Raw genomic sequence first — 23,915 nt, 5'->3', positions numbered from 1 at the left:
CTGGTCTCCTGAAAGTGTGTGGGGTGAAGGGGGCCGCTGACGGTGTGGCGCGCCCGGCGCGCCGACGCGCCGGTGTCACAGCGGGATGGGCACTTCGCTGAGGTACATCTGGTCGATGGCCGTGCCGGACAGCACTCCGGTCCACACCCGCACGTCGTCCACGAGGCCGCGCGCGTAGTCGCCCCAGACGCCGCTGTTGGTGCGCCCGCGCCCGATGCTGAAGGCGCCGGTGGCCTGCCAGGGACCGGCACCGAGAGTCGGACCCGGCTGCGCGCCGGGATCGGAGTCGGTGTCGTTCAGAGCGCTCTGGCGGACACCGTTGACGTAGAGGAGCATCTGGTTGTGGGCACTGTCGTACACGCCGGTCAGGAGGGTCCAGGCACCCGGGTCGACCAGTTGAGCGGCTGAGACGTCGGCAGGGACCCGGATGACTGGGCCGGCGAGGCCGTCGAACATGGTGTGCTCGAAGACCCACATCCCCTGAGTGGAACCCGCGGCCTGGTCGTACCACAGGCCCCACGCGTCGCGTGCGTTGCCGGACTGAGCGGCGATCTGCATGCGGTGTGCCACGGAGGTGTCGGACAGGGCGGCCGCGTCCAGCTTCGCCCATGCGGCCACGGTGAAGGCCCCCTGGGAGTCCACGATCGGACCGGCGGCCGTGGCATTGCCGGTCGATGTCCCGTCCACGGACAAGACGTTGCCCTTGCCGCCGTCGGTGTCGGTGGTCCAGGTGCCGCCCGCAGTCACGGCAGCGGTGTGGGCGTATCCGGAGGAGTCCGAGGCACTGGTGCCGGAGGTTTCCTCCATCGCCCAGTCGGCGGCCAGCGCCGGGCGTGCCTGCCCGGTGCTCGGGTCGGTCATCGCCTGGAGGTCAGCGATCTCCTGGGAGGAGAGGATGCGGTTCCAGGCCGTCACCTCGTCGACCTGGCCGGAAAGGTACTCGGTGAAGGCGCCGCCCGACAGGACGCGGCCGATCTGCACGCCGCCTGTGGCAGCCCAGGGAGTGGTGAATGAGACAGGATCGCCCTGCGGCAGGCCGTTGACGAACAGTTGGATGGTGTGGAACTGCGCGTCGTAGACCCCCATCAGATGCGTCCAGACACCCGCAACCGGAGTGGCCGTCGAAACCGACCGGATGATCGTCGGCGAGACGACGTCCGAGGCGTACCGGTTGAAGATCCACGCCTTGTAGGAGGCCGAGTAGTAGAGCGCGAACGCGGAACCGCTGGCTCCCGACTGCGCAACGACGACGGAGTTCTGGGAGGTGCTCGTCAGACGGGTCCAGGCGGACACCGTGAAGCTCTTGGTGGTGTCCAGCGCGGAGGAATCCGTCGCCGCACAGGCGGACGTCCCGTCGCCCTGCAGCGCCTTGCCGAGCCGGGCGTGGTCCGTCCAGGCGGCCGCGCCGTGCAGAGTGGCGTCCTTGCCCCCGATGGAGTCTGCCGCTGTGGAACCTGTCCCTTCGTCCATCGACCACTGGTCGACCGGTCCGGCGCCGGGAGCGACCTTGAAGAAATAGGTGTAGCTGGCCGATTCGTTCCCCGCCGCGTCCCAGGTGTTGACGGTGAGCGTGTTCAGGCCGCGCACGTCCGGGGCCAGGGAAAGTGTGTAGCTGGTGGCGGGGCTGGTGAACGTCTTGGTCTGCACCGGGTTGTCATTGAGCTGGAACGTGTACTTGACGACGTCCGAGGCTCCGTCGGCCTTGAGCGTGAACGATCCGGGCGCACCCACACCACCGTGCGCGGTGCAGTCGTCAGGCGTGTCGGGGCTCGCGCACTCCGGGTATGCCGTCGAGTCGACGTCAGGCTGTACGGGACGCGTGGTGTCGACCTTGAACCAGCACGCCGGTGACCAGCTCGAGTGGGTATAGCCGGTGGTCCCGTTGAAGGAGTATCTGTACTCGCTTCGGGCGCGGAACCAGTAGGTCTGCCCGCTGGTCAACGACGGAGCGGTCCACGTACCCGTCGTTCCCGACGCCGTGTACGCCGACGGGCTGCCGGAGCCAACCTGCGGATCGGTGGCATTGGGGTCGTACTTGTACACCTCGAAGTCGGGCCGCAGTGTCGACTGTGAACCGTCGGCGGACTTGGGGGCCGCGGCCAGTGTGGGCGTGGTGTCCCGGATCACGACGGCGCCGGCGTATGCCGTGGAGCACGCCAGGCTCGGGGCCGACATCTTCACACCGGCGGGAGCGCTGGGGGCCGACACGAACGTCACGGAGAGCGTGGGCTTGTGGTCGGAGGGCGAGCCGAACTGCTTCCAGGCGATCGCGTCGCTCTCGTCACCGGCGCGCAGACCGAGGGTCGTGGTCGAGGCGGACTGACCGGCGGTGTAACTGACAGCGCCGGTCGCGTCGAAGGACACGTTTCCGCCGGGGCACGACGAGGAGTAGCCCTTGGCCGCCGTCACCGTGTCCGCGCGTGCGGACCAGGACGGCTGGGCCGACCACGTCGTGGACGACGAGATCGGACCGGTGCGCCACAACTCCACCGGCTTGCCGGTGCAGTTCGCCGACCACACCTCCAGCGCTGTGAACGTGGCGGAGAGGACCTTCTTGCCGCCCAGGGTGTGCGTGTCGAACTGGTAGAGCGAACGGGCCTTCTTGTTGTCCACCCACGCGTCATAGCCGACTCCGAGCGCGTGCGAGGTCTTCCAGAACGACGTCGACGGTGAACTCGTCCACACCGTCGTCCAGCCGGCCAGCGAGGCATTGGTCGTCTGAGGGTCCAGGACAACGGGGTAGACGGTGCCGGGATCGTCGAGGAAGGACCGGTCGGGCTTCAAGGTCAGCTCGTCGTCCGAGACCGTCACGTCCATCGCGGTCGTGTGGGCGCCGGGGGCCGGACCATCGGTCGCGCCTCCGGTGAGCGCTGCACTCCCGGCCTGCGTACGAGCAACGTTGTCGGGCTTCTTGGCCGATGAAGCCTGAGTGGCGGCCGGCGTGGCGGCGGAGTCGTACATCAGCGCCGTGCCCGTGGTGAACACGGGCCGGCCCTGAGCATCCACGAAGGCGGCTCCACCCGCAGTCGTGTCGCGCGCCGTGACCCCGTCGACGGAAACAGGAAAACGGACCCTCGCAAGGTCCGTACTGTGCGCCGCGTCCCGGGACTTGACCACCAGGTTCTCGCTGAACCCGTCCGGCGTGGCCCGCACCACGAGGTCTGTCCCGGGCATGACGTCCGCGTATGTCGCCGCGGAACCCGACACCGTCGGAGCCGGCAGGTTCCAGGGCGAGTCGACACGGTATGTCTTCCCGTCCTTGGTGACACTGGCGAGCGGTGCTTGCGAACCACCCCCGGAGAAGACAACGTCCGCCGCCGCGGCCTTCGGAGCGACCCCGCCCGATGGCGTCCGCTCGAGGTCGGTGTCAACCGGAACCCACCCGGACGCTTTCTTCGTCCGGACCGGCGCCGGGTCGAAGTCGACGGTGAAAGAACCGTCCGGCTGAGCCGTCACCAATTGCGTGGGGGTCGTCTCCGCGCTCACCTCGACGGGAGAGCCCGATGCCGCCGCCTGCTGCGATGCGGACGCCTCGGGCGACAAGTCACTCGCGCCGCCGTCGGCGACCACGGGTGCGGACCCCGGAGCGGCAACCGCCCACACCACCCCACCCCACGACCCCCACCTTGCATCCACAGGCTATTTACAAGTGGGGATCAAAACCTGCCTACTCCCGCCCTGTCAACGACTCCCCCAATGCGTCAAACAGTCAAAACGGTCCATAGATCAAAAGAATTCAGTAAAGAAGTGCCAATAGGTGGCACATGAAATAGCCCTGAGGGAGTAAAGATCTTCTCCAGGCCTCTCACCGGACCGGTCTTCGCGAGCGTCCGTGCTCCCGCGTCTCCCGCAACGCGCGCGCAGGATGCGCGTGTTGCGGGAGACCTCGCTGGACGCGGGGAGGGGCGGCGGCGCGCTCAGGCTGCTGCCGGTCGTGCGGTCAGGCCCCGGGAGTGATCGGCTCAGCCGCCGCTCTTGCGCCTGAACGACCGCTGGCTGGTGGCCGGGCCGTGTGCCGCGCGGACCTTTGACGCATCCGGGTTGGCGGCGGCGTCGGCGGCGTCCGCCTGCGCACCGCGCTTGCGGGCCAGGGCCTCGCGGAACTTGCGCTTGAGGTCGTAGTTGCCGTCGGCGTCCGGCGTCAGAGCGGACGTCTCGGCGTCAGCCGGCTCCGAACCTTCCGTGGTGACGGGCTCTTCGGTCATGGTGACCTCCTGGGTTCGGGGATAGGCACGCACAGCTTGACATGCCGGGCGTGGTGCCGGGACCGGCCGACGGGGCAACCGCCCTCAGCCGTTGCGGCGTACGAGGGCGGCCTTGCGGGCCTCGGCGAGCTTGCGGGCCTCGCCCGCCTTCCGGGACTTGCCGCCTCCGCCGCGGGCGGGGTCCTTGCTGGTGCCCAGGCCGCGGAAGGGCGCGTTGGTGTTCTTGGGCCGGGCGGGCGCGGCCCCGCCGTCGAGCGGGGTCCCAGAAGGGGCCTTGGCGCCGGTGATCCGGCTCAGCTCCGCCTCACCCGAGCGCACCTTGGTGACGGTCGCCTCGATGCCGGCCTCGGCCAGCATCCGGCGTGTCTCGTCACGGTGGCCCGCCGGGACGAGCGTGACCACCCGGCCGGACCCACCGGCGCGGGCGGTACGGCCCGCCCGGTGCACATAGTCCTTGGGGTCGGTGGGCGGATCGACGTTGACCACGAGATCGAGGTCGTCGACGTGCAGACCGCGGGCCGCGACATTGGTCGCCACCAGAACGGTGACCTGACCGTTCTTGAACTGCGCCAGGGTCCGAGTGCGCTGCGGCTGGGACTTGCCGCTGTGCAGCGCCCCGGCGTGCACCCCGCTGGCCCGCAGATGCCGGGTGAGCTGGTCGACGGCGTGCTTGGTGTCCAGGAACAGCAGGACGCGGCCATCGCGGGCGGCGATCTCCGTCACGACGGCGTAGCGGTCGGGGCCGTGGACGACCAGGACGTGGTGCTCCATCGTCGTGATCCTGGCCGCGCCCGGGTCGACCGAGTGAGCCACGGGATCCTGAAGGTAGCGGCGGACGAGCTGGTCGACGTCGCCGTCCAGCGTGGCCGAGAACAGCATCCGCTGACCGTCCGGGTGCACCTGGTCGAGGGCCTCGACGACCTGCGGCAGGAACCCCAGGTCACACATCTGGTCGGCCTCGTCCAGCACGGTGATCCGCACCCGTCCCAGACGGCAGGCGTTGCGCTCGATCAGGTCGTGCAGGCGTCCGGGGGTGGCGACGACCACCTCGGCTCCCTGGCGCAGCGCGGCGACCTGCCGGCCGGTCGACACACCGCCGACAACCGTGGCCATCCGCAGCCGCAGTGCCTCGGCGTACGGCACCAGCGCCTCGGTGACCTGCTGGGCCAGTTCCCGGGTGGGTACGAGAACCAGCGCGAGGGGCTGCTTCGGTTCGGCCCGCCGCCCGGCCGTACGGGTCAGCAGCGGCAGGCCGAAGGCGAGCGTCTTGCCCGACCCGGTGCGCCCGCGCCCCAGGACATCGCGGCCCTTCAAAGCATCCGGCAGCGTGGCGGCCTGGATCGGGAAGGGTTCGCGCACCCCGGACTCGCTCAGTGTCCGCAGTACCTCCACCGGCAGCCCCAGGTCGGCGAAGGAGCCTGCCGGGGGCAGCGCCGGGGTCGTGGCGCCGGGCCGGGCGGGACCTCCCCGAGCCGCGCCGGAGTCGGCGGTGCCGGAGTCATCGGGGTGCTTCATGAACAGCCTTCCGCAGGAGGAACGTACCGAGGAAGGCCCGGCAAGCAAGACGGAACAGCCCGCCCACCGGCGGACCGGCCGGGCTCGATCGCTCACCGCGACGACCACGCAAACGCACGAGACTAACACGGACACACGGACACACGGGATGGCGGCCGGGGGCTGGGTCCCGGCGGTCGGCGGCGGGTCGTCGTCCGTACGCCCGGCCGCGTACTCCCGTTCGAGACCGATCGTTCGCCCTCGTTCTTCGTTACCCTGGCTGGATGAGCCAGGGCACCAGGGGAAGCAGCACGTCGGCGGCGCGGGCGCGGCTGCTCGGTACGGCGACCAAGATCTTCTACGCGGAGGGGATCCACTCCGTGGGCGTCGACCGGATCATCGCGGAGGCGCAGGTCACCCGTGCCACGCTGTACCGCCACTTCACGGGCAAGGAAGAACTCGTCCTCGCCTACCTCGGCCTGGCCGACCGGGAGCTCCGGTCCCAGGCCGAGGCCGCGCAGGCGGGTGAGGAGTCGGCGGCCGACCAGCTCCGGGCCGTCTGCCGGACCATCGCCGCGGGGATCCGGTCCCCGGGGTTCCGGGGCTGCGCCTTCCTCAACGCGGCGGTGGAGTACCCGGATCCGGACCATCCGGTCCACCGTGCCGTCCTGGCCCACCGGCAGTGGTTCCTGGACACCGTCACGGGACTGCTGGCCGGGACCGGCGGCGACGCATCCGCCGAAGCCGCCGGCCGGCATCTCGTCATGCTCCGCGACGGCGCCATGGCCTCCGGGTGCCTGTCCGACCCCGAACTGGTGGCCGAGACCTTCCTCCAGGGCGTCGAGGGGATCCTCCGGGCCCGTTCCGCGCCGCTCGGTGACTGACGGGCGCCGATCCGTCTCAGTGGCACACGGAGCACGCCTCGCCTCACTGACACACGGAGCGCGTCGCCGTCCTGAGCGCACGGCGGTGGAGCGCATCCAGGTGTTCCAGTGCCGCGCCCGTTGCACCGGCCAGGGCGAGTCCCGCCGCGCAGCCGACGGGCTCGGCGCGCCAACGCTCCGTGTCCTTGAGCTTGTCGAGCAGGGCCCGGGTCAACCGGTCGAGCCGCTCGCGGATCGGGCCCAGGTCGGGGCGTGTCGCGGGGGCTTCCCCGGGGTGGGCGGTCCAGCGGGCGAACAGTCCCCGCTGCGTGATCTTGCTGGCCGTGATCTGGTCCCGGAAGAACGCCACTGCCGCCTCCGGATCCAGTCCGGCGGCACCGGCCTGCGCACGGACCTGGTCCAGGACCTGTCCCTCGCGCACGGGGTCCTCGATGGGCGCGCCGGTGCCGAACTTGGCCGCCGCCACGTCGTCGCCCACCCGGATGCGCTCGATGACGAGGTCCGTCAGAGGGCCGAGCCTGCCGAGCGGGGCGCCCAGGGGCCCGGCGGTCGTACGGGCACTCGCAGCCGTCGCCTGATGAGTCGTCGGCAGCGCCAGGGCCGCGCACATCGCGGTGACGACGGCGCAGCGAGTCGTGCTGTCTCGCAGGTTCACTTGCCCACCTCGGGTTCGGGTGCCTTCCCGCTGTCCTGTCCGTCCTGTCAGTTCCCCTTGGCGGCGCGGCCCAGACGCAGGGCCGAGACGAGGAAGAAGACGCCGCCCGGAACGGCGTAGCCGATCGCACCGGTGAGCGCGGGATCGTCCGCCCCGGCCGACGCGACGAACGACGCCCCGGCCAGGACCGAGATGCCGCCGCTGAGGATCATCGGCCACTGGCCGCCCAGCGCGCGGCGGGGGACGGCCACGATCAGCTGTACCAGGCCGGACACGACCGCCCAGGCGCCCCACACCCGCAGTACCGCCGGAACGCCGGACGCGCAGGCGACGGCCACGCCGACGGCCGCGGCCGAGCTGATGGCCATGTTCAGACGCAGCAGCGCAGGCGATCCGGCGGCGCGCGACGCCCTCGCGTCGACGACGGCCGCACCCACGTCGAACAGCGGATACAGCACGAGCAGCACGGCCGTGGCCGGGCTGATCCCCGACGCCGTCGTGAACATCACGAGCGCCCAGGTCAGGGCGAAGGCGCAGCGGACGAAGTACAGGCGGCGCAGGGCGGCGGCCGTCCCGGTGACAACGGACGGAGCGGCGATGGTGCTCATGGTGATCCCTTTCGGTGGATGCAGCGCATTCGGCGAATGCGGCGGATACGTGGTGAAGGCCGGAGTTCGCGGCGGCGGCGATCGCGGCGGAGATCGCGATGGACCAGGAAAGAGACCGAACGTTCTCCCTCACCCCTTGAGCCTGGCAAGCGCGCCCCCGTCTTGTCAAGACCGAACGTTCTCCCTCACTGAGCCGACCTGGCCGGGGAAGTCCCTGGGAAGTTTTGACGTGCCCGGGAAAGCGGCAGATGCTGAGGGCGATGGATCCCGAAGGTCGTCCGGGACGGGTGTCACACCGTCGTGCCCGAGGTGAGGCAGGCCGCGCGGTCGCCGGGGTGGCGCGGGTGCTCTCGCCACGCGGGGCACTGGCCGTGCACCGGGTGGACGGGGCTCTGGTGTTCGCCCTGCGGGCAGCCCTGGCCATGGCACTGGTCGCCCTGCCGATCGTGCTCGCCGGACGTCCGGATCTCGCCGTGTACGCGATGCTCGGCTCCTTCACCACCACGTTCGGGCGCAATCTGCCCTATCCGCGCCGCGCCCGCGTGCTGGCGTGGGTCGCGCTCGCCATGACCGCGTGCGTGGGCTGCGGCGTGACGCTGGCGGCCCTGGTCCGTCCGCAGGCGGGCGGGGCGGGCGCCGTCCTGGTGGTGGCGGCCACGGCCGTGGTCGCCGGAGCGGCGAAGTTCGCGTGCGACGCGGCGCGGCTGGGCGGCCTCGGGGCGGTGCTGCTGCTCTTCTCCTTCGCGGTGGCCGCCGAGAGCCCGGCCGCGTTCACCGACGTGCTGCCCCGGACCGGGCTGGCCGCGGCAGCGGCGGCGGTCGCCTGGGCGCTGGCCGTCGCGGGCCGGTACGTCCACCCGGACCGGCCGCAGCGGCTCGCCGTGGCCGTCGCCCTGCGCGAACTCGCCCGCCTGCTGACGGCGGCCGACGCCGAGGGGGCGGATCCGGGGGGTGCGGCGGGGCGGGAGCGGCACCGTGCGACGGTGGCCGTGCTGCACGCGTACCACTGCCTCGGTCTCGCGCCGCACACCCGCCGGTCCCCCGGCCTCGACCGGTGTCCGCCCGGGGCCGGGGCGCGCGGCGGCCGGGACGGGACCGCCGTCTGCGTCCGTCTGGCCGACGTGTCCTGGTCCCTGCTGATCGGCTCCGCGAGCCGGCCGTCGCCGAAGGGGGCCGAGTCGGCGGAGCTGCTGCGCCGCCAGGCGCGGCTGCTCGCGGACCGGCGCCGGGCCCGGCCCGAGCTGCTGCCCGGCTTGCCGACGCCGTACGCGGACGCGGGTGCCGCCCCGCCCACTCCCCCGGCCCGCACCCCGGGCGCGGACCCCCCACCGCTCTCGGCACCCCCTTCGGCGCCCCCCTCGGCATCCCCTTCAGCACTCTCCCCGGCACCCTCGGCCGACTCCACGCGCCGGGCCGGTGAGCTGTTCGCGGGGCCGCGGCTCGCCGGGCCCGTCCATCTCTCGGTGCGGGTGGTGCCCGCGTTGCGCATGGTGCTGGGCACCGGGGCGGCCGGTGCCCTGGCGCTCGTGCTCGGCCTGGGGCACGGCTACTGGGCGGCGATCTCGGCCGCCGCCGTGCTGCACTCGGTCAATATCCGTACGACCGCGCAGCGCGCCGTCCAGCGGACCCTGGGGACGGTGCTGGGGCTGCTGCTCGCGCTCGGGGTGCTGGGCGCCCACCCGGACCCGGTGGTCCTCGTGCTGGTGATCGTGGCCCTGGAGTTCCTGCTCGAATGCGTGGTGGTCCTCAACTACGGCCTCGGCGTCGTCTTCCTCACGCCGCTGGCGCTGCTGCTGAGCGAACTGGCGGCTCCCGCCCCCGCCGGCGCGCTCGTCCAGGACCGGGCCCTCGCCAGTCTCCTGGGCATCGCGGTGGGCCTGGCCTGCGCGATGCTGGTGGTCGACGACCACGCCGCCGTACGCGTGGAGCACGCGCTGGCCGCATGCACCCGCGCCGCGCGGCAGGCGGAAGAGGTGCTGGCCGGTGCCGCGGGGCCGCCGCCCGCGGAGCTGGCGGTGCGGCTGGCCGAGGCCGTGGTGGAGCTGCGCGAGGCGGACGACGCCGCGGCGGGCGAGCTGTGGCAGGCCGGGATCGACCCGGCCCTGCTCGCCGCCGCGGAGCGGCGCGGCTATCTGCTGCTGGAGCGGCTCCTCTCCCACCCGCCCGAGTGAGCCACGCCCCTCTGCCGCCCGGTCATCCGGTCAGCTGGTCAGCAGCTGTCATCCGGCTGCCCGGTCCCCGTCCCCCGTCCCCGACGGCCGCACGGTCACGTCCACGTTCTTCATCAGCGGCTGGTCGCTCTGGGTGCTGTAGTCGCCGATGGCGCACAGGACGTTCAGCTCCGGCATGTATCCGGCGGCGCAGCCGCGCGGGATGTCGTACGGGACGGCCTTGTAGCGGTGGACGCTGCGGGTCGAGCCGTCCCGCGCCGTGCTGGTGATGTCGACCTCGTCGAAGAGTGTGAGCCCGCGGTCGCGCATGTCCTGGGCGTTCATGAAGATCAGCGTGCGCAGGTTCTTGATCCCGCGGTAGCGGTCGTCGTCGGAGTAGATGGTGGTGTTCCACTGGTCGTGGGAGCGCATCGTGCCGAGCTTGAGCACGCCGTCGGCCGGTACGACGTCGGGGAGTCCGGCGGCGGAGAACTCCGCGCGGCCCGAGGCCGTACGGAAGACGAGTTCCCGGGCGGGCTGCTTGATCCGGAACCCGAGCGGGAGCCGGACGCGCCGGTTGAAGTCCTCGAACCCCTCCAGGGCCCGCGCCATGGTGTCGCGGATACGGTCGTAGTCCTCGACGTACCACTCCCAGGGGGTGTCGCTGTCCGGCAGCGCGGCGCGCGCCATTCCGGCGATGATGGCCGGTTCGGAGAGCAGGTGGGGCGAGGCGGGCCGCTTCATGCCGAGGGAGAGGTGGACCATGCTCATGGAGTCCTCGACCGAGGTGGCCTGCTTGCCGGCCTTCTGGAGGTCCTTCTCGGTGCGGCCCAGGCAGGGCAGGATGAGCGCCCGGCGGCCGTGCACCAGATGGCTGCGGTTGAGCTTGGTGCTGACCTGCACGGTCAGTTCGCACCGCCGCAGCGCCTCGGAGGTGTACGCCGTGTCGGGGGCGGCCAGCGCGAAGTTGCCGCCCATGCCGACGAAGACCGTCACCTCGCCGCGGTGCATCGCCTCGATGCTGCGCACCGTGTCCAGGCCGTGTTCGCGGGGCGGTTCGATGGCGCACGCCTTCGCCAGGCGGTCCAGGAACTCCGGGGGCGGCCGGTGGTCGATGCCGCAGGTGCGGTTGCCCTGCACATTGCTGTGGCCGCGCACCGGCGACGGACCGGCGCCCTCGCGGCCCAGGTTGCCGCGGAGCAGCAGCAGGTTGACGATCTCCCGGACGGTGTCCACTCCGTGTTCGTGCTGGGTGATCCCCAGGCACCAGCTGAAGATGCTCCGGTCGGCCTCGCAGTAGACGCGGGCGGCCTTGGCGATGTCGGCGCGGGCGACGCCGCTCTGCCGTTCGATCTCCTCCCACGGCGTGGCCTCCACCAGCGCCCGGTAGGCGTCGAAGCCCGTGGTGTACCGCTCGACGAACTCCCGGTCGAGCGCCTTCGGGTCGGTCTCCGCCTCGGCGAGCACGGCCTTGGCCATGCCGCGCAGCAGGGCCATGTCGCCGCCGATGCGCGGCTGGATGTTGAGCGAGCTGGTCGGGGTGGACCGGAACAGCGCCATGTCGACGAAGTCGTGCGGGATGATCGTGCGGGTCGCCGCGGCCTCCACGAGCGGGTTGATGTGCACGATCTTCGCGCCGCGCTTGTGCGCCTCGGCGAGCGAGGTCAGCATGCGCGGGGCGTTGGAGGCGGCGTTGACCCCGAGGATGAACAGGGCGTCGGCGACCTCCCAGTCCTTGAGGTCGGCCGTGCCCTTGCCGGTGCCGAGCGCGGCCTGGAGGGCGCGGCCGCTGGCCTCGTGGCACATGTTGGAGCAGTCGGGCAGGTTGTTCGTGCCCAGCTCGCGCGCCATGAGCTGGTAGAGGAAGGTCGCCTCGTTCCCGAGCCGTCCCGAGGTGTAGTACGTGGCCCGGTGCGGGCTGTCCAGCTCGCGCAGGGTGCGTCCCACCAGGGCGAACGCGTCCTTCCAGGAGATCGGCACATAGGTGTCGGTGTCCGGGTCGTAGCTCATGGGGTGGGTCAGCCGGCCCTGGCGTTCCAGTTGCTCGTCGCTCCAGGAGGACAGCTCGGTGACGGTGTGCGCCGCGAAGAACTCCGGGCCGACCCGGTGGTGGGTCATCTCCCAGGAGACGTGCTTGATGCCGTTCTCGCAGATGTCGAGCCGCAGCCCCTTGAGGTCGTCCGGCCAGGCGCAGCCGGGGCAGTCGAAACCCTCCCCCTCGTGGTTCATGCGCTGGACGGCCCGCGGTCCGTCGACGAACTCGCGTTCGCGCAGCAGGAAGCGGGAGACGCTCTTGGCCGCGCCCCAGCCTGCCGCCGGATGGTGGTAGGGGCGGAACTCCGGGGCCCGCCGGTCCGGGGCGTCCTCGGAAGGGGCGTCGGCGGACTGCGCCGGGGTCCTCTGGTCGGTCATCGGGTACTCCCTGTTCTGCGGACGTTCCGCGGGACGTTCTGCGGGATGCTCCGTGGTGTTCTACGTTCTACGGGACTCTCGGTTCCACGGGGACTCTCGGTTCGTTCTCCGGGGCTCTCGGTTCGACGAGGAAGGTACCGCCATGTCCGGACGGGTCAGCTGCCGCAGGATCTACGAGGACGCCTCGCCGCAGGACGGCACGCGGGTGCTGGTGGACCGCCTGTGGCCCCGGGGAGTGAGCAAGGAGGACGCCCGCTGGGACGAGTGGCTGCGGGACATCGCGCCCTCGACCGGTCTGCGCCGCTGGTATCACCATGATCCGGACCGCTTCACCGAGTTCCGCCGCCGTTACGTCGCCGAGCTGGGCGACCCCGACCACCACTCCGCCGTCGAGCATCTGCACGACCTGGCGGCCCACGGCAGACTCACGCTGCTGACGGCCACCAAGGACGTGGACCACAGTGAGGCCGCGGTCCTCGCCGACTGGCTGAACCACGCCGGACGCTAGGTCTTTCGTCACCCAGGGCGCGTGACGGGCTCCAGTGCCAGGTTATGCGCCCGGCTCCCGTCCGGCCCGTCCACAGCGGCCACCGGGCCGGGACAGTAGAGTCCGTAGGGCAGCACGCAAGACTCCGTAGGGCCGCACGCAGCACGAGAATCCCGCAGTACTCCCGCATTCCCGCCCTGTACGCACACCTTGTACGCCCGCCATCAGCCTGGAGGCACGCTCCGTGGTCGAGCCGCAGTCCGTGATCGCCCCGCCCGCCAGATCCGCCCTGTTCCTCGTCTGCACCATCGTCTCCGGTGGTGAGGCAGTCGTCCGCGATCTGCTCCCGGATGTGGCCGGGCTGAAGCGGTCGGTGGGGTTCCGCGCCCCGGACGACGACCTCACCTGTGTCGTCGGCATCGGCTCCACCGCCTGGGACCGCCTCTTCGGCGGCCCCCGCCCGCGCGAGCTGCACCCCTTCGTGCCGCTCACCGGAGCCCGGCACCACGCGCCCTCCACCCCGGGCGACCTCCTCTTCCATCTGCGCTCCCGGCGCATGGACCTGTGCTTCGAGATGGCCCAGCTGATCGGTGAGCGCCTCGACGGCGCCGTCACGGTCGTGGACGAGGTGCACGGCTTCAAGTCGTTCGACGAGCGCGACCTGCTCGGCTTCGTCGACGGCAGCGAGAACCCGGAGGGGCGCCTGGCCCTGGACGCCGTCCACATCGGCGAGGAGGACCCGGACTTCGCGGGCGGCAGCTACGTCGTCGTCCAGAAGTACCTGCACGACCTCGCCGCGTGGAAGGCGCTGCCGGTGGAGGAGCAGGAGAAGGCCATCGGCCGCTCCAAGCTGGACAACGTCGAGATGCCCGACGACGTCAAACCTGTCAACTCCCATGTCGCGCTCAACACCATCACCGACGAGGACGGCAACGAACGCAAGATCGTCCGGGACAACATGCCCTTCGGACGTGTCGGTGAGGGCGAGTTCGGCACCTACTTCATCGGCTACGCCCGTACGCCCGCGGTGACCGAGCAGATGCTGCGGAACATGTTCCTCGGCGACCGGCCCGGCGTGCACGACCGGATCCTCGACTTCTCCACCGCGGTCACCGGCTGCCTCTTCCACGTCCCCACCGCCGACTTCCTCGACGACCCGCCGCCCCCGCCCGCGGTCACCGCCGTGGCGGAGGGCTCCCTGGGGATCGGCAGTCTGAAAGGAGCCTGATCCATGTCCACGCCCACCGCCATGACCAACCTCCACCGCGAACTCGCCCCGATCACGCCCGAGGCGTGGGCCCAGATCGAGGACGAGGCCCGCCGCACCTTCCAGCGCAACGTCGGCGGCCGGCGCGCCGTGGACGTGACCGGGCCCGAGGGGCCGACGCTGGCGGCGGTGGGCACCGGCCACCTCACCGCCATCGAGGCGCCCGCGCAGGGCGTGACCGCGCGGCTGCGCCAGGTGCAGCCCCTCGTCGAACTGCGCGTCCCCTTCAAGGTCACCCGGGACGCGGTGGACGACGTGGAGCGCGGTGCGCAGGACTCCGACTGGCAGCCGGTGAAGGACGCGGCGCGCGCCATGGCGTTCGCGGAGGACCGTGCCGTCTTCGAGGGGTACGCGGCGGCGGGCATCGACGGGCTGCGCAGGCGCACCTCCAATCCGGTGGTGAGCCTGCCGGCGGAGCCGCGCGACTACCCGGACGCGGTCAGCCACGCCCTGACGACGCTGCGGCTGGCCGGGGTCGCCGGTCCGTACGCGCTGGTGCTGGGCGCCGCCCCGTACACGGCGGTGAACGAGACGTCCGACCACGGCTACCCGATCGCCGCGCACCTGAGCCGGCTCCTGGACGGGCCGCCCATCTGGGCGCCCGCCCTGGAGGGCGGCTTCCTGGTGTCCACCCGGGGCGGTGACTTCGAGCTGCGGCTCGGCCAGGATCTCGCGATCGGCTACACCGCCCACGACGCACAGGCGATCGAGCTGTACTTCCGGCAGACGCTGACGTTCCTCGTCTACACGGACGAGGCCGTGGTGGCGCTCACCTCCTGAGCGGGCCCGCCGCTCAGCCGTTGGGCAGGACGACCGCGCGGCCGTCGACGCGGCCCGCGTGCAGCCGTTCGTAGGCGAGCGGTGCCTCGTCGAGCGTGAAGGTCTCCGTGTGCACCGACAGCGCGCCGGAGCGGGCCAGGGCCAGCACCTCCGCGAGTTCGCCGCGGCTGCCCCAGTACGGGGAGCTGACCGAGACCTCGTGCGGCAGCCGGCCGAAGCCGACGGGCAGCGCTCCGCCGCCGAGACCGACGACGGAGATCTCGCCCTCGACGGCGGCGACGGCCCCGGCGACGGCGACGGTCGGCGGGGCACCGACGAAGTCGAACACGGCCTCGGCGCCCAGCCCGCCGGTCAGCTCACGGACGGCGGCGGCGGCCCGCTCGTCGGAGCGGACCGTCTCGTGCGCCCCGACCTCGCGGGCGAGCCGCAGCTTGTCCTCGCTGATGTCGAGGGCGACCACCCGGGCCGGGGACAGCGCCCGCAGCAGTTGCACGGCGACGTGTCCGAGGCCGCCGGCGCCGATCACCACGGCGGTGGAGCCCGGCACGAGGCGGGGCAGCGCCCGCTTGACCGCGTGGTACGGCGTGAGGCCCGCGTCGGTCAGCGGGACCGCGGCGACCGGGTCGAGGCCGCCCAGCGGGACCAGGTGCCTGGCGTCGTCGACGAGCAGGTACTCGGCCATCGCGCCGGGGGCGCCGAGGCCGGGCGGGCGGATGCCGAGCGCACCGGCGCGCAGGCAGTAGTTCTCCTTGCCCTCGGCGCACTTGGCGCAGGCGCCGCAGCCCCAGGGCTCGTACACGGCGACCTGGTCGCCCTCGGCGAGCCCGGTCACCCCGGCGCCGAGCGCCGCCACCGTGCCCACGCCCTCGTGGCCGAGGGTGAGCGGCAGCGGGAAGGAGAGCGCCTCGGCCGGGCGGCTCATCACGGCGATGTCGGAGTGGCACACACCGGCGGCGGTGACCTTCAGCAGGATCTGGCCGGGACCGGGTTCGGGATCGGGGACGGTGACGACCTCGGGCGCGGCGCCGACGGTGCGGTACTGGAGTGCCTTCATGGAAAATCGTTCCTCCTTCGGTCTGCTGGTCCGCTGGTCCGCGGGGACGGCGGCCTCAGACGGCGGTGTACGCGCCGTCGACCAGCGGGGTCTCGATGAAGCCGGGGCCGACCGCGTTGATCCGGATGCCGCGGGCGGCGTACTCGGCGGCCGACTCTGCGACGGCCCGCTCGGCGCCCTCTGTGGCGAGGCCGGGGGCCGGGTGCGCGGGGGCGGTGGTGCTCATGGGGTGCTCACTCGTCGGTGGTGCGGTCGGCGGCCGCGGTGACGGCCTCCGTGGTCAGGGCGTCGTAGGCCCGCTCGACGAGAGCGGCGAGGTCCGCGGCTCCCGTGGTGTCGTCCCCCGCCGTGCGCGCCCACTGGCGCAGCGCTGCGGTGAGGACCCCGGCGGCGGCGCCGACGACGACGGCCGGGCGTACGTCCTGGGTGTCGTCGGTGCCGAGCCGCCCGGCGATGATCCGGATGGACTCCTCCTGGGCGTCGACCCGGATGCGTTCGTAGGCGGCGAACAGGGCGGGCTCGCGGTCCAGCAGCGCCAGCAGCCGCCGCATGTCCGGCCGGTCGTGCCAGGCCGGGTCCGTCCGGTCGGCGAGCCAGCCGCGGACGGCCCTGCGGTAGGCGAGCAGCGGCGGCTCGGCGGCCGGACGGGCGCGCAGCAGGGCGTTGATGCGGTCGCCGTCGCCGCGGACGAAGTCCAGGGCCGCGTCCTCCTTGCCGGTGAAGTTCCGGCTGAAGGTGCGGCGGGTGACGTCGGCGCGTTCCGAGATCGCCTCCACGGTGGTGTCGGCGAGGCCGCGGTCGAGGATCAGTTCCAGGGCCGCGGTGGCCAGCGCGTTCCGGGTCTGCCGGGCCTTGCGCGCGCGGCGGTCCTCGGGGGCACCGGGGGTGTCGGCCGGGCTGCTGCCGGGGGGCTGCGTCGCCGTCATGCCCCTCACCGTACACCCATCATGTCCCGTGGGGACATGTGTCCCTTCGGGACACCTGCTGCCCTCTCGTACGCCGTCCGAGGCCGCCCGGTCGTACGCCGTCGGAGGCCACCCGGCCCTACGCCGTCTGAGACGGACGCGCCGTGGGTACTCGGCCGCCGTCCTGCTGGCCCCGGTCGAAGGGATGGTGGCCATGGCCGACGACACGAGCCGCGGCGTCCGCGAGGAGGCGCGTCCGGCGGATCCGCAGGCCCGCGCCTACGCGGATCCGGCGCCGGTGGGCCTCGCGGGTTTCGCGCTCACCACACTGCTGCTGTCCGTCATCAACACCGGTCTCCTCAAGGAGCCGGGCGGCATCCTCCCCGTGCTGGCCCTCGCGGCGTTCTACGGCGGGCTCGCCCAGTTCGTCGCGGGGCTCTTCGAGTTCCGCCGGGGCAACACCTTCGGCGCCACGGCGTTCATGTCGTACGGCGCCTTCTGGCTGACCTACTGGTGGCTGGTGCAGCATGTCGCCGGCGCCGGTGACGTGCACAACGCGCTCGGGCTCTATCTGCTCGGCTGGGGCATCTTCACCGCCTACATGGCGGTGGCCGCGCTGCGCGTCAGCGTCGCCGTGCTGGCCGTGCTCGTGCTGCTGACCGTGACCTTCGTCCTGCTGGCCGCCGGTGAGTTCCAGGGCGGTGCGGGGCCGTCCGCCCTGACCAAGGTCGGCGGCTGGTTCGGGATCGCCACGGGGCTGGTCGCCTGGTACGCGTCGGCGGCGGCCGTCGTCAACGCCACGCACCGGCGGACGGTGCTGCCGACCGGACCGCGCTGAGGGCCGGCCCTCAGCGGCGGCGGGCCGCGCCGGTCCGCCGCCGCGGGGGCCGCCCGGCCTACGCCACCGCCTCGCCGACCGGCTGTCCGGCGCCCCGCCCGGTGCCGTGCTCGGCGCCCCGCTCCGGGTGCTGCGGGGCGAACTGGGTGCGGTACAGCTCCGCGTAGCGGCCGTCCGCCGCCAGCAGCGCGTCATGGGTGCCGCGCTCGACGATCCTGCCCGCCTCCACGACCAGGATGAGGTCGGCGGTGCGGACGGTGGACAGCCGATGGGCGATCACCACGGCGGTGCGGTCCGCGAGGGCCTCGGTGAGCGCCTCCTGGACGGCCGCCTCCGAGGTGTTGTCGAGGTGGGCGGTGGCCTCGTCGAGGATGACGACCCGCTGGCGGGCCAGCAGCAGCCGGGCGATGGTCATGCGCTGGCGCTCCCCGCCCGAGAGCCGGTAGCCGCGCTCGCCCACGACGGTGTCCAGGCCGTCGGGCAGCGCGCGGACGAGGTCGTCGAGGCGGGCCCGGCCGAGCGCGTCCCACAGGTCCGCGTCGCTCGCTCCGGGGCGGGCCAGCAGCAGGTTGGCGCGGACCGAGTCGTGGAAGAGGTGGCCGTCCTGGGTGACCATGCCGAGCGTGGCGCGCAGCCCGGCGGCGCTCAGGTCGCGCACGTCCACGCCGCCGACGCGGACGGTGCCCTCGTCGGCGTCGTACAGGCGCGGCAGGAGCTGCGCGATGGTCGACTTGCCCGCGCCGGAGGAGCCGACCAGGGCGACGGTCTGCCCGGGTCCGGCGCGGAAGGAGACGCCGTGCAGGACCTCGGCACCGCCCCGGGTGTCGAGGCTCGCCACCTCCTCCAGGGAGGCCAGGGAGACCTTGTCGGCGGAGGGGTAGCCGAAGCGGACGCCGTCGAACTCCACCGCGACCGGCCCGTCCGGCACCCCGCGGGCGTCCGGCCGCTCCTCGATCAGCGGTGTCAGGTCGAGCACCTCGAAGACGCGCTCGAAGCTGACCAGGGCGCTCATCACCTCCACGCGCGCTCCGGCGAGCGCGGTCAGCGGGGCGTACATCCGGGTGAGCAGCAGGGCGAGCGCGACGACGGCGCCCGGCTCCAGGGTGCCGCGCAGGGCGAAGTACCCGCCGAGGCCGTAGACCAGGGCCAGGGCCAGGGAGGAGACGAGGGTCAGGGACGTGATGAAGACGGACTGCGCGGTGGCCGTGCGGACGCCGATGTCGCGCACCCGGCGGGCGCGGGCGGCGAACTCCGCCGACTCCTCCTCGGGGCGGCCGAAGAGCTTGACGAGGGTGGCGCCGGGGGCGGAGAACCGCTCGGTCATACGGGTGCCCATCGCGGCGTTCAGGGCGGCCGCCTCGCGCTGCATCCGGGCCATCCGGCTGCCCATCCGCCGGGCCGGGACCACGAACACCGGCAGCAGCGCCAGGGCGAGCAGGGTGATCTGCCAGGACAGGGTGAACATGACGGCGAGCGTGAGCACCAGCGTCACCAGGTTGCTCACCACGCCGGACAGGGTGTTGCTGAAGGCGCGCTGGGCGCCGATGACGTCGTTGTTGAGCCGGGAGACGAGCGCGCCGGTGCGGGTGCGGGTGAAGAAGGCGACCGGCATGCGCTGCACATGGTCGAACACGGCGGTGCGCAGATCGAGGATGAGCCCTTCGCCGAGGGCGGCCGACAGGCGCCGCCCGAGGATGCCGAGCGCCGCCTCGGCCACCGCGATCAGGGCGATGAGCAGGGCCAGGCGGACGACCTCGGCCCGGTCGCCGCCGGAGACGATGGCGTCGACGACCCGTCCGGCGAGCACCGGGGTGGCGACGGCGAGCAGGGCCGTCGCCACCCCGAGGACGACGAACCGGACGATGCGGCGGCGGTGGGGGCGGGCGAAGGTGCCGATGCGGCGCAGCGTCGCGCGGGCGAAGGGACGGCGTTCCTGCTCGGCGTTGAGCACGCTGTGCAGTTGCGTCCAGGCGGTGGTCTCCATGCTCATGAGGGAGAACCTAGGACCTCAAGTGTTGTTGAGGTCAACGCCCGGCCGGGGGACGGGGGCGCACGGCTCCGCACGGGCCGTGGGACGCGTGCTCCCCGGGCACCGGCCGTGTGCGCTCCGGGCCCCGGTAGCGTACGAACTACCCTGACGGATGGGGCAGGATGAGCGATCGCGCCGCCCTCGGACCGAGTGCCGCCCGGCGCGATCCCCGTAGCCCGGAAGCGAGCAGGTGACCACGTGACGCGACTTCACCCCAGGCCCCCGACGGCCCCCGTCCCCGTGGACCGCCGCGGCGGAGGCGCCCGGTGAACCGCGACGTGAGCCTGGACGACGTGTTCCTCGCCGGGGTCTCCCTGGCCGCCGGTGTGGTGGTGGCCTTCCTGTCGCGGACGCTGCTGCTGTGGCTGGCCCGGCACGCCAAGCGGACCCGCTGGAGCGGTGACGACGTCATCGTGGACGCGCTGCGCACGGTGGTGCCCTGGGCGGCCATCGCGGGCGGCGCCGCGGGCGCGGCGACGGCGCTGCCGCTGGCCCGGGTGAGCCGCCACCATGTGAACCAGGCGCTGACGGTGTTCCTGATCCTCGTCGTCACCCTGTCGGCGGCGCGGGTGGTCTCCGGACTGGTGCGCACGCTCACGCAGTCCCGCTCCGGAGTGGCCGGATCGGCCACGATCTTCGTCAACATCACCCGGATCCTGGTGCTGGCGATCGGCTTCCTGGTGATGCTCCAGACCCTCGGCATCTCCATCGCGCCGCTGCTCACCGCGCTGGGCGTGGGCGGTCTCGCGGTCGCGCTCGCCCTCCAGGACACCCTCGCCAACCTGTTCGCCGGGGTCCACATACTGGCCTCCAAGACCGTCCAGCCGGGCGACTACATCCGGCTGAGCACCGGCGAGGAGGGCTATGTGGAGGACATCAACTGGCGCCAGACGACCGTGCGCCAGCTCTCCAACAACCTGGTCGTCATCCCCAACGGCCAGCTCGCCCGGACGAACATGACCAACTTCAGCCGCCCCGAGCAGCGGCTGACGATCCTGGTGCAGGCCGGGGTGGGCTACGACAGCGACCTGGAACATGTCGAACGGGTGACGCTGGAGGTGGTCGCCGAGGTGATGCACGAGATCACCGGCGCCCTGCCGGAGCACGAGCCCGCGCTGCGCTTCCACACCTTCGGGGACTCCCGGATCGGTTTCACGGTGATTCTCGGCGTCGGCGAGTTCAGCGACCAGTACCGGATCAAGCACGAGTTCATCAAGCGGCTGCACCGGCGCTACCGCCGCGAGGGCATCAGCATCCCGGCCCCGGCCCGCACGGTGACGCTCCAGGCGGACCCGGTGGTCATCCCCCGCCCGCGCGGCTCCGAGGACGGCGCGGTCTCCGCCTGAGCCGGTTCTTGGCGCGGACCCCTGTCGAGCCGGGCCCGATCACGAGATATCTTGATGTCGAGCAATGTTGCAGACGTGGAGCGGAGCACCGGTGACTGACTCGACCATCATCTACACACACACTGACGAGGCCCCGGCCCTGGCGACGTATTCCTTCCTGCCGGTGGTCCGGGCGTACGCCTCGCAGGCGGGTGTGGCCGTGGAGACCCGTGACATCTCGCTGGCCGGGCGCATCATCGCGGTGTTCCCGGAGTACCTGAGCGAGGACCAGCGGATCCCCGACGCGCTGACCGAGCTGGGCGAGCTGGCCAAGACGCCCGAGGCCAACATCATCAAGCTGCCGAACATCTCGGCGTCCATCCCGCAGCTCAAGGCCGCGATCGCCGAGCTCCAGGGCCAGGGCTACGCGCTGCCGGACTACCCGGACGACCCGAAGAGCGACGAGGAGCGCGACATCCGCGCCCGCTACGACAAGATCAAGGGCTCCGCGGTCAACCCGGTCCTGCGCGAGGGCAACTCCGACCGCCGCGCCCCCGCCTCGGTGAAGAACTACGCCAAGACCCACCCGCACCGCATGGGCGCCTGGACCGGCGAGTCCAAGACGAACGTGGCGACCATGGGCGCCGACGACTTCCGCTCCACCGAGAAGTCCGTCGTCATCGCCGAGGACGGCGCGCTGCGCATCGAGCTGAAGGGCGACGACGGCTCCACCACCGTGCTGCGCGAGTCGGTGCCGGTCCTCGCGGGCGAGGTCGTCGACGCCTCCGTGATGCGGGTCGGCGCGCTGCGCGAGTTCCTGACCGAGCAGGTCGCCCGCGCCAAGGCGGAGGGCGTGCTGTTCTCGGTGCACCTGAAGGCCACCATGATGAAGGTCTCCGACCCGATCATCTTCGGCCACGTCGTCCGCGCCTTCTTCCCGAAGACCTTCGCGAAGTACGGCGAGGTCTTCGCCGCCGCGGGCCTGACCCCGAACGACGGCCTGGGCGGCATCCACAAGGGCCTGGAGAGCCTGCCGGAGGGCGCCGAGATCAAGGCGTCCTTCGACGCCGAGCTGGCCGAGGGCCCGGAGCTGGCCATGGTCGACTCCGACAAGGGCATCACCAACCTGCACGTGCCCTCCGACGTGATCGTGGACGCCTCCATGCCGGCCATGATCCGCACCTCCGGCCACATGTGGGGCCCCGACGGCCAGGAGCACGACACCCTCGCCGTGCTGCCGGACTCCTCCTACGCGGGCGTCTACCAGGCCGTGATCGAGGACTGCCGCGCCCACGGCGCCTACGACCCCTCGACGATGGGCTCGGTGCCGAACGTCGGTCTGATGGCGCAGAAGGCCGAGGAGTACGGCAGCCACGACAAGACCTTCGAGATCCCGGTCACCGGCACGGTCCGCCTGGTCGACCAGGACGGCAACGCGGTCCTGGAGCAGGCCGTCTCGGCCGGTGACATCTTCCGCGCCTGCCAGACCAAGGACGCGCCGGTCAAGGACTGGGTGAAGCTGGCCGTCACCCGCGCCCGCGCCACCGGCGACCCGGCCGTCTTCTGGCTGGACGAGACCCGCGCGCACGACGCCAACCTGATCGCCAAGGTGAAGCAGTACCTGCCGGAGCACGACACCGAGGGCCTGGACATCCGGATCCTGGCCCCGGAGGAGGCGACCAAGCTGTCGGTGGAGCGCATCCGCCGCGGCGAGAACACCATCTCCGTCACCGGCAACGTGCTGCGCGACTACCTGACCGACCTGTTCCCGATCCTGGAGCTGGGCACCAGCGCCAAGATGCTCTCGGTGGTCCCGCTGATGGCGGGCGGCGGCCTCTTCGAGACCGGCGCCGGCGGCTCCGCGCCCAAGCACGTGCAGCAGCTGGTCAAGGAGAACTACCTGCGCTGGGACTCCCTCGGCGAGTTCTTCGCCCTGGTGCCGTCCCTGGAGCAGTACGCCGAGGCCACCGGCAACACCCGTGCCAAGGTCCTCGCCGACACCCTCGACCGGGCCACGGCGACCTTCCTCGACGAGGACAAGTCCCCCACCCGTCGCGTCGGCGGCATCGACAACCGCGGCAGCCACTTCTACCTGTCCCTCTACTGGGCGCAGGAGCTGGCCCGGCAGACCGACGACGCCGACCTGGCCAAGGCGTTCGCGCAGCTCGCCGAGACCCTCGCGGGCAGCGAGCAGCGGATCGTCGACGAGCTGAACGCCGTCCAGGGCGAGCCGGCCGACATCGGCGGCTACTTCCAGCCCGACCCGGCCAAGGCCGCCGCGGTGATGCGTCCTTCGGCCACCTGGAACGAGGCCCTGGCCGCCCTGAGCTGACCCGGACGACGGCCCCGGACCCGGTGGGTCCGGGGCACCGGTCCCCGCCCGCCCCGCCCGCCCCGGCCGGTCCCGTACCGGCCGGGGCGGCGGTGTCACCAGTCGCGGGGCGCGATCAGCTCCTCCGCGTCGGCGTCCGTGAAGCCGTAGACCTGGGCGACGAACCAGAAGTCCTCCGCTATCTCCTCGCGGGCCACCGTCTCGATCTCGCTGCCCGCCGCCGCGAAGTCGTCCTGGAGGCCGTTGAACTCCTCGGTCGCCGCGTGCGTCAGCGCGTACAGCGCGGCCAGGTCCGCGGGCCGCTCCGCCTCGATGCGCTCGCACAGCCGCACCAGCACCGCCCGGCCCAGATCCACCACCGGGTCCGGGTAGTAGTCGCTGCGGTACAGGTTCTTCAGGAACGCGTGGTCGAGCACGCGCTGGTCGGTGACGGGCATGGCGCTCCTCCCCCGGCCCCCGGCCTTGTCGCGGGGGTCCTCGGCGATGTGAC

Annotated in this window: 18 protein-coding genes and 1 pseudogene; 8 read left to right on the top strand and 11 right to left on the bottom strand. The window is 72.2% G+C overall.

Annotated features, from left to right (window positions below):
- Positions 1-75: 75 nt before the first annotated feature.
- The 3 genes from ACWDYF_RS02895 to ACWDYF_RS02885 form a co-directional block, all read right to left on the bottom strand.
- Positions 76-3,570, bottom strand: coding sequence for a LamG-like jellyroll fold domain-containing protein (locus tag ACWDYF_RS02895; protein WP_389463735.1), 3,495 nt, complete (start codon positions 3,568-3,570; stop codon positions 76-78).
- A 392-nt stretch (positions 3,571-3,962) separates the two neighbouring features.
- Positions 3,963-4,205, bottom strand: coding sequence for a DUF5302 domain-containing protein (locus ACWDYF_RS02890; RefSeq protein WP_018566622.1), 243 nt, complete (start codon positions 4,203-4,205; stop codon positions 3,963-3,965).
- Between the two features lie 84 nt (positions 4,206-4,289).
- Positions 4,290-5,720 (bottom strand): DEAD/DEAH box helicase, encoded by a 1,431-nt coding sequence (locus ACWDYF_RS02885; RefSeq protein ID WP_389463732.1) that lies wholly within the window; start codon positions 5,718-5,720, stop codon positions 4,290-4,292.
- A gap of 263 nt (positions 5,721-5,983) precedes the next feature.
- On the opposite strand from ACWDYF_RS02885, the gene ACWDYF_RS02880 reads away from it, so the two are divergent.
- Positions 5,984-6,583, top strand: a complete 600-nt coding sequence (locus ACWDYF_RS02880; RefSeq protein ID WP_389463730.1) for a TetR/AcrR family transcriptional regulator — start codon at positions 5,984-5,986, stop codon at positions 6,581-6,583.
- Between the two features lie 43 nt (positions 6,584-6,626).
- Here ACWDYF_RS02880 and ACWDYF_RS02875 read toward each other — a convergent pair whose 3' ends face one another.
- Together ACWDYF_RS02875 and ACWDYF_RS02870 are read right to left on the bottom strand one after the other, a co-directional pair.
- A complete protein-coding gene (locus ACWDYF_RS02875) occupies positions 6,627-7,238 on the bottom strand; it encodes a chorismate mutase (protein WP_389463728.1) in 612 nt (203 codons plus the stop codon).
- Between the two features lie 47 nt (positions 7,239-7,285).
- Entirely contained in the window at positions 7,286-7,846 is a 561-nt protein-coding gene (locus ACWDYF_RS02870) for a hypothetical protein (RefSeq protein ID WP_389463726.1), read from the bottom strand.
- A 260-nt stretch (positions 7,847-8,106) separates the two neighbouring features.
- On the opposite strand from ACWDYF_RS02870, the gene ACWDYF_RS02865 reads away from it, so the two are divergent.
- Positions 8,107-10,017 (top strand): FUSC family protein, encoded by a 1,911-nt coding sequence (locus ACWDYF_RS02865; RefSeq protein WP_389463723.1) that lies wholly within the window; start codon positions 8,107-8,109, stop codon positions 10,015-10,017.
- A gap of 48 nt (positions 10,018-10,065) precedes the next feature.
- Here the strand turns inward: ACWDYF_RS02865 and ACWDYF_RS02860 are convergent, their stop codons facing one another.
- Entirely contained in the window at positions 10,066-12,408 is a 2,343-nt protein-coding gene (locus tag ACWDYF_RS02860) for an FdhF/YdeP family oxidoreductase (RefSeq protein WP_389463720.1), read from the bottom strand.
- A gap of 142 nt (positions 12,409-12,550) precedes the next feature.
- Here ACWDYF_RS02860 and ACWDYF_RS02855 point away from each other — a divergent pair, with 142 nt between their 5' ends.
- The 3 genes from ACWDYF_RS02855 to ACWDYF_RS02845 all read left to right on the top strand — a co-directional run bounded on the left by ACWDYF_RS02855 (position 12,551) and on the right by ACWDYF_RS02845 (position 14,942).
- Positions 12,551-12,916 carry a DUF488 domain-containing protein gene (locus ACWDYF_RS02855; RefSeq protein WP_018566629.1) on the top strand — a complete coding sequence of 122 codons (366 nt, stop codon included), beginning with the start codon at positions 12,551-12,553 and terminating at the stop codon, positions 12,914-12,916.
- A 223-nt stretch (positions 12,917-13,139) separates the two neighbouring features.
- Positions 13,140-14,123, top strand: coding sequence for a Dyp-type peroxidase (locus ACWDYF_RS02850; RefSeq protein ID WP_389463716.1), 984 nt, complete (start codon positions 13,140-13,142; stop codon positions 14,121-14,123).
- A gap of 3 nt (positions 14,124-14,126) precedes the next feature.
- Positions 14,127-14,942, top strand: coding sequence for a family 1 encapsulin nanocompartment shell protein (locus ACWDYF_RS02845; protein WP_018566631.1), 816 nt, complete (start codon positions 14,127-14,129; stop codon positions 14,940-14,942).
- A 13-nt stretch (positions 14,943-14,955) separates the two neighbouring features.
- Here the strand turns inward: ACWDYF_RS02845 and ACWDYF_RS02840 are convergent, their stop codons facing one another.
- From ACWDYF_RS02840 to ACWDYF_RS02830, 3 genes and pseudogenes are all read right to left on the bottom strand, one after another.
- Positions 14,956-15,996, bottom strand: a complete 1,041-nt coding sequence (locus ACWDYF_RS02840; protein WP_389463711.1) for an NAD(P)-dependent alcohol dehydrogenase — start codon at positions 15,994-15,996, stop codon at positions 14,956-14,958.
- Between the two features lie 79 nt (positions 15,997-16,075).
- Positions 16,076-16,222: pseudogene (locus ACWDYF_RS02835) on the bottom strand (SDR family oxidoreductase); the annotation flags it as partial.
- 7 nt (positions 16,223-16,229) lie between these two features.
- The gene (locus ACWDYF_RS02830) at positions 16,230-16,922 is read right to left on the bottom strand and encodes a TetR/AcrR family transcriptional regulator (RefSeq protein ID WP_389463708.1); all 693 of its coding nucleotides are present in this window, start codon (positions 16,920-16,922) and stop codon (positions 16,230-16,232) included.
- 193 nt (positions 16,923-17,115) lie between these two features.
- On the opposite strand from ACWDYF_RS02830, the gene ACWDYF_RS02825 reads away from it, so the two are divergent.
- Positions 17,116-17,739, top strand: a complete 624-nt coding sequence (locus ACWDYF_RS02825; RefSeq protein ID WP_389463705.1) for an acetate uptake transporter — start codon at positions 17,116-17,118, stop codon at positions 17,737-17,739.
- Positions 17,740-17,797: 58 nt separating this feature from the next.
- Here the strand turns inward: ACWDYF_RS02825 and ACWDYF_RS02820 are convergent, their stop codons facing one another.
- Positions 17,798-19,729 (bottom strand): ABC transporter ATP-binding protein, encoded by a 1,932-nt coding sequence (locus ACWDYF_RS02820; protein WP_389463702.1) that lies wholly within the window; start codon positions 19,727-19,729, stop codon positions 17,798-17,800.
- A 305-nt stretch (positions 19,730-20,034) separates the two neighbouring features.
- On the opposite strand from ACWDYF_RS02820, the gene ACWDYF_RS02815 reads away from it, so the two are divergent.
- Together ACWDYF_RS02815 and ACWDYF_RS02810 are read left to right on the top strand one after the other, a co-directional pair.
- Positions 20,035-21,114 carry a mechanosensitive ion channel family protein gene (locus ACWDYF_RS02815; protein WP_381744049.1) on the top strand — a complete coding sequence of 360 codons (1,080 nt, stop codon included), beginning with the start codon at positions 20,035-20,037 and terminating at the stop codon, positions 21,112-21,114.
- Between the two features lie 91 nt (positions 21,115-21,205).
- Positions 21,206-23,425: an NADP-dependent isocitrate dehydrogenase gene (locus ACWDYF_RS02810; protein WP_381744048.1), complete on the top strand. Its 2,220-nt coding sequence runs from the start codon at positions 21,206-21,208 to the stop codon at positions 23,423-23,425.
- A gap of 95 nt (positions 23,426-23,520) precedes the next feature.
- Here the strand turns inward: ACWDYF_RS02810 and ACWDYF_RS02805 are convergent, their stop codons facing one another.
- Complete coding sequence (locus ACWDYF_RS02805) at positions 23,521-23,862, bottom strand: DUF5713 family protein (RefSeq protein WP_381744047.1); 342 nt, start codon at positions 23,860-23,862, stop codon at positions 23,521-23,523.
- Positions 23,863-23,915 lie beyond the last annotated feature (53 nt).

The sequence above is a fragment of the Streptomyces sp. NPDC003284 genome (assembly GCF_053589675.1).
The sequence above is the reverse complement of the archived record's forward strand: the minus strand, read 5'-3'. Positions and strand labels throughout refer to the sequence as shown.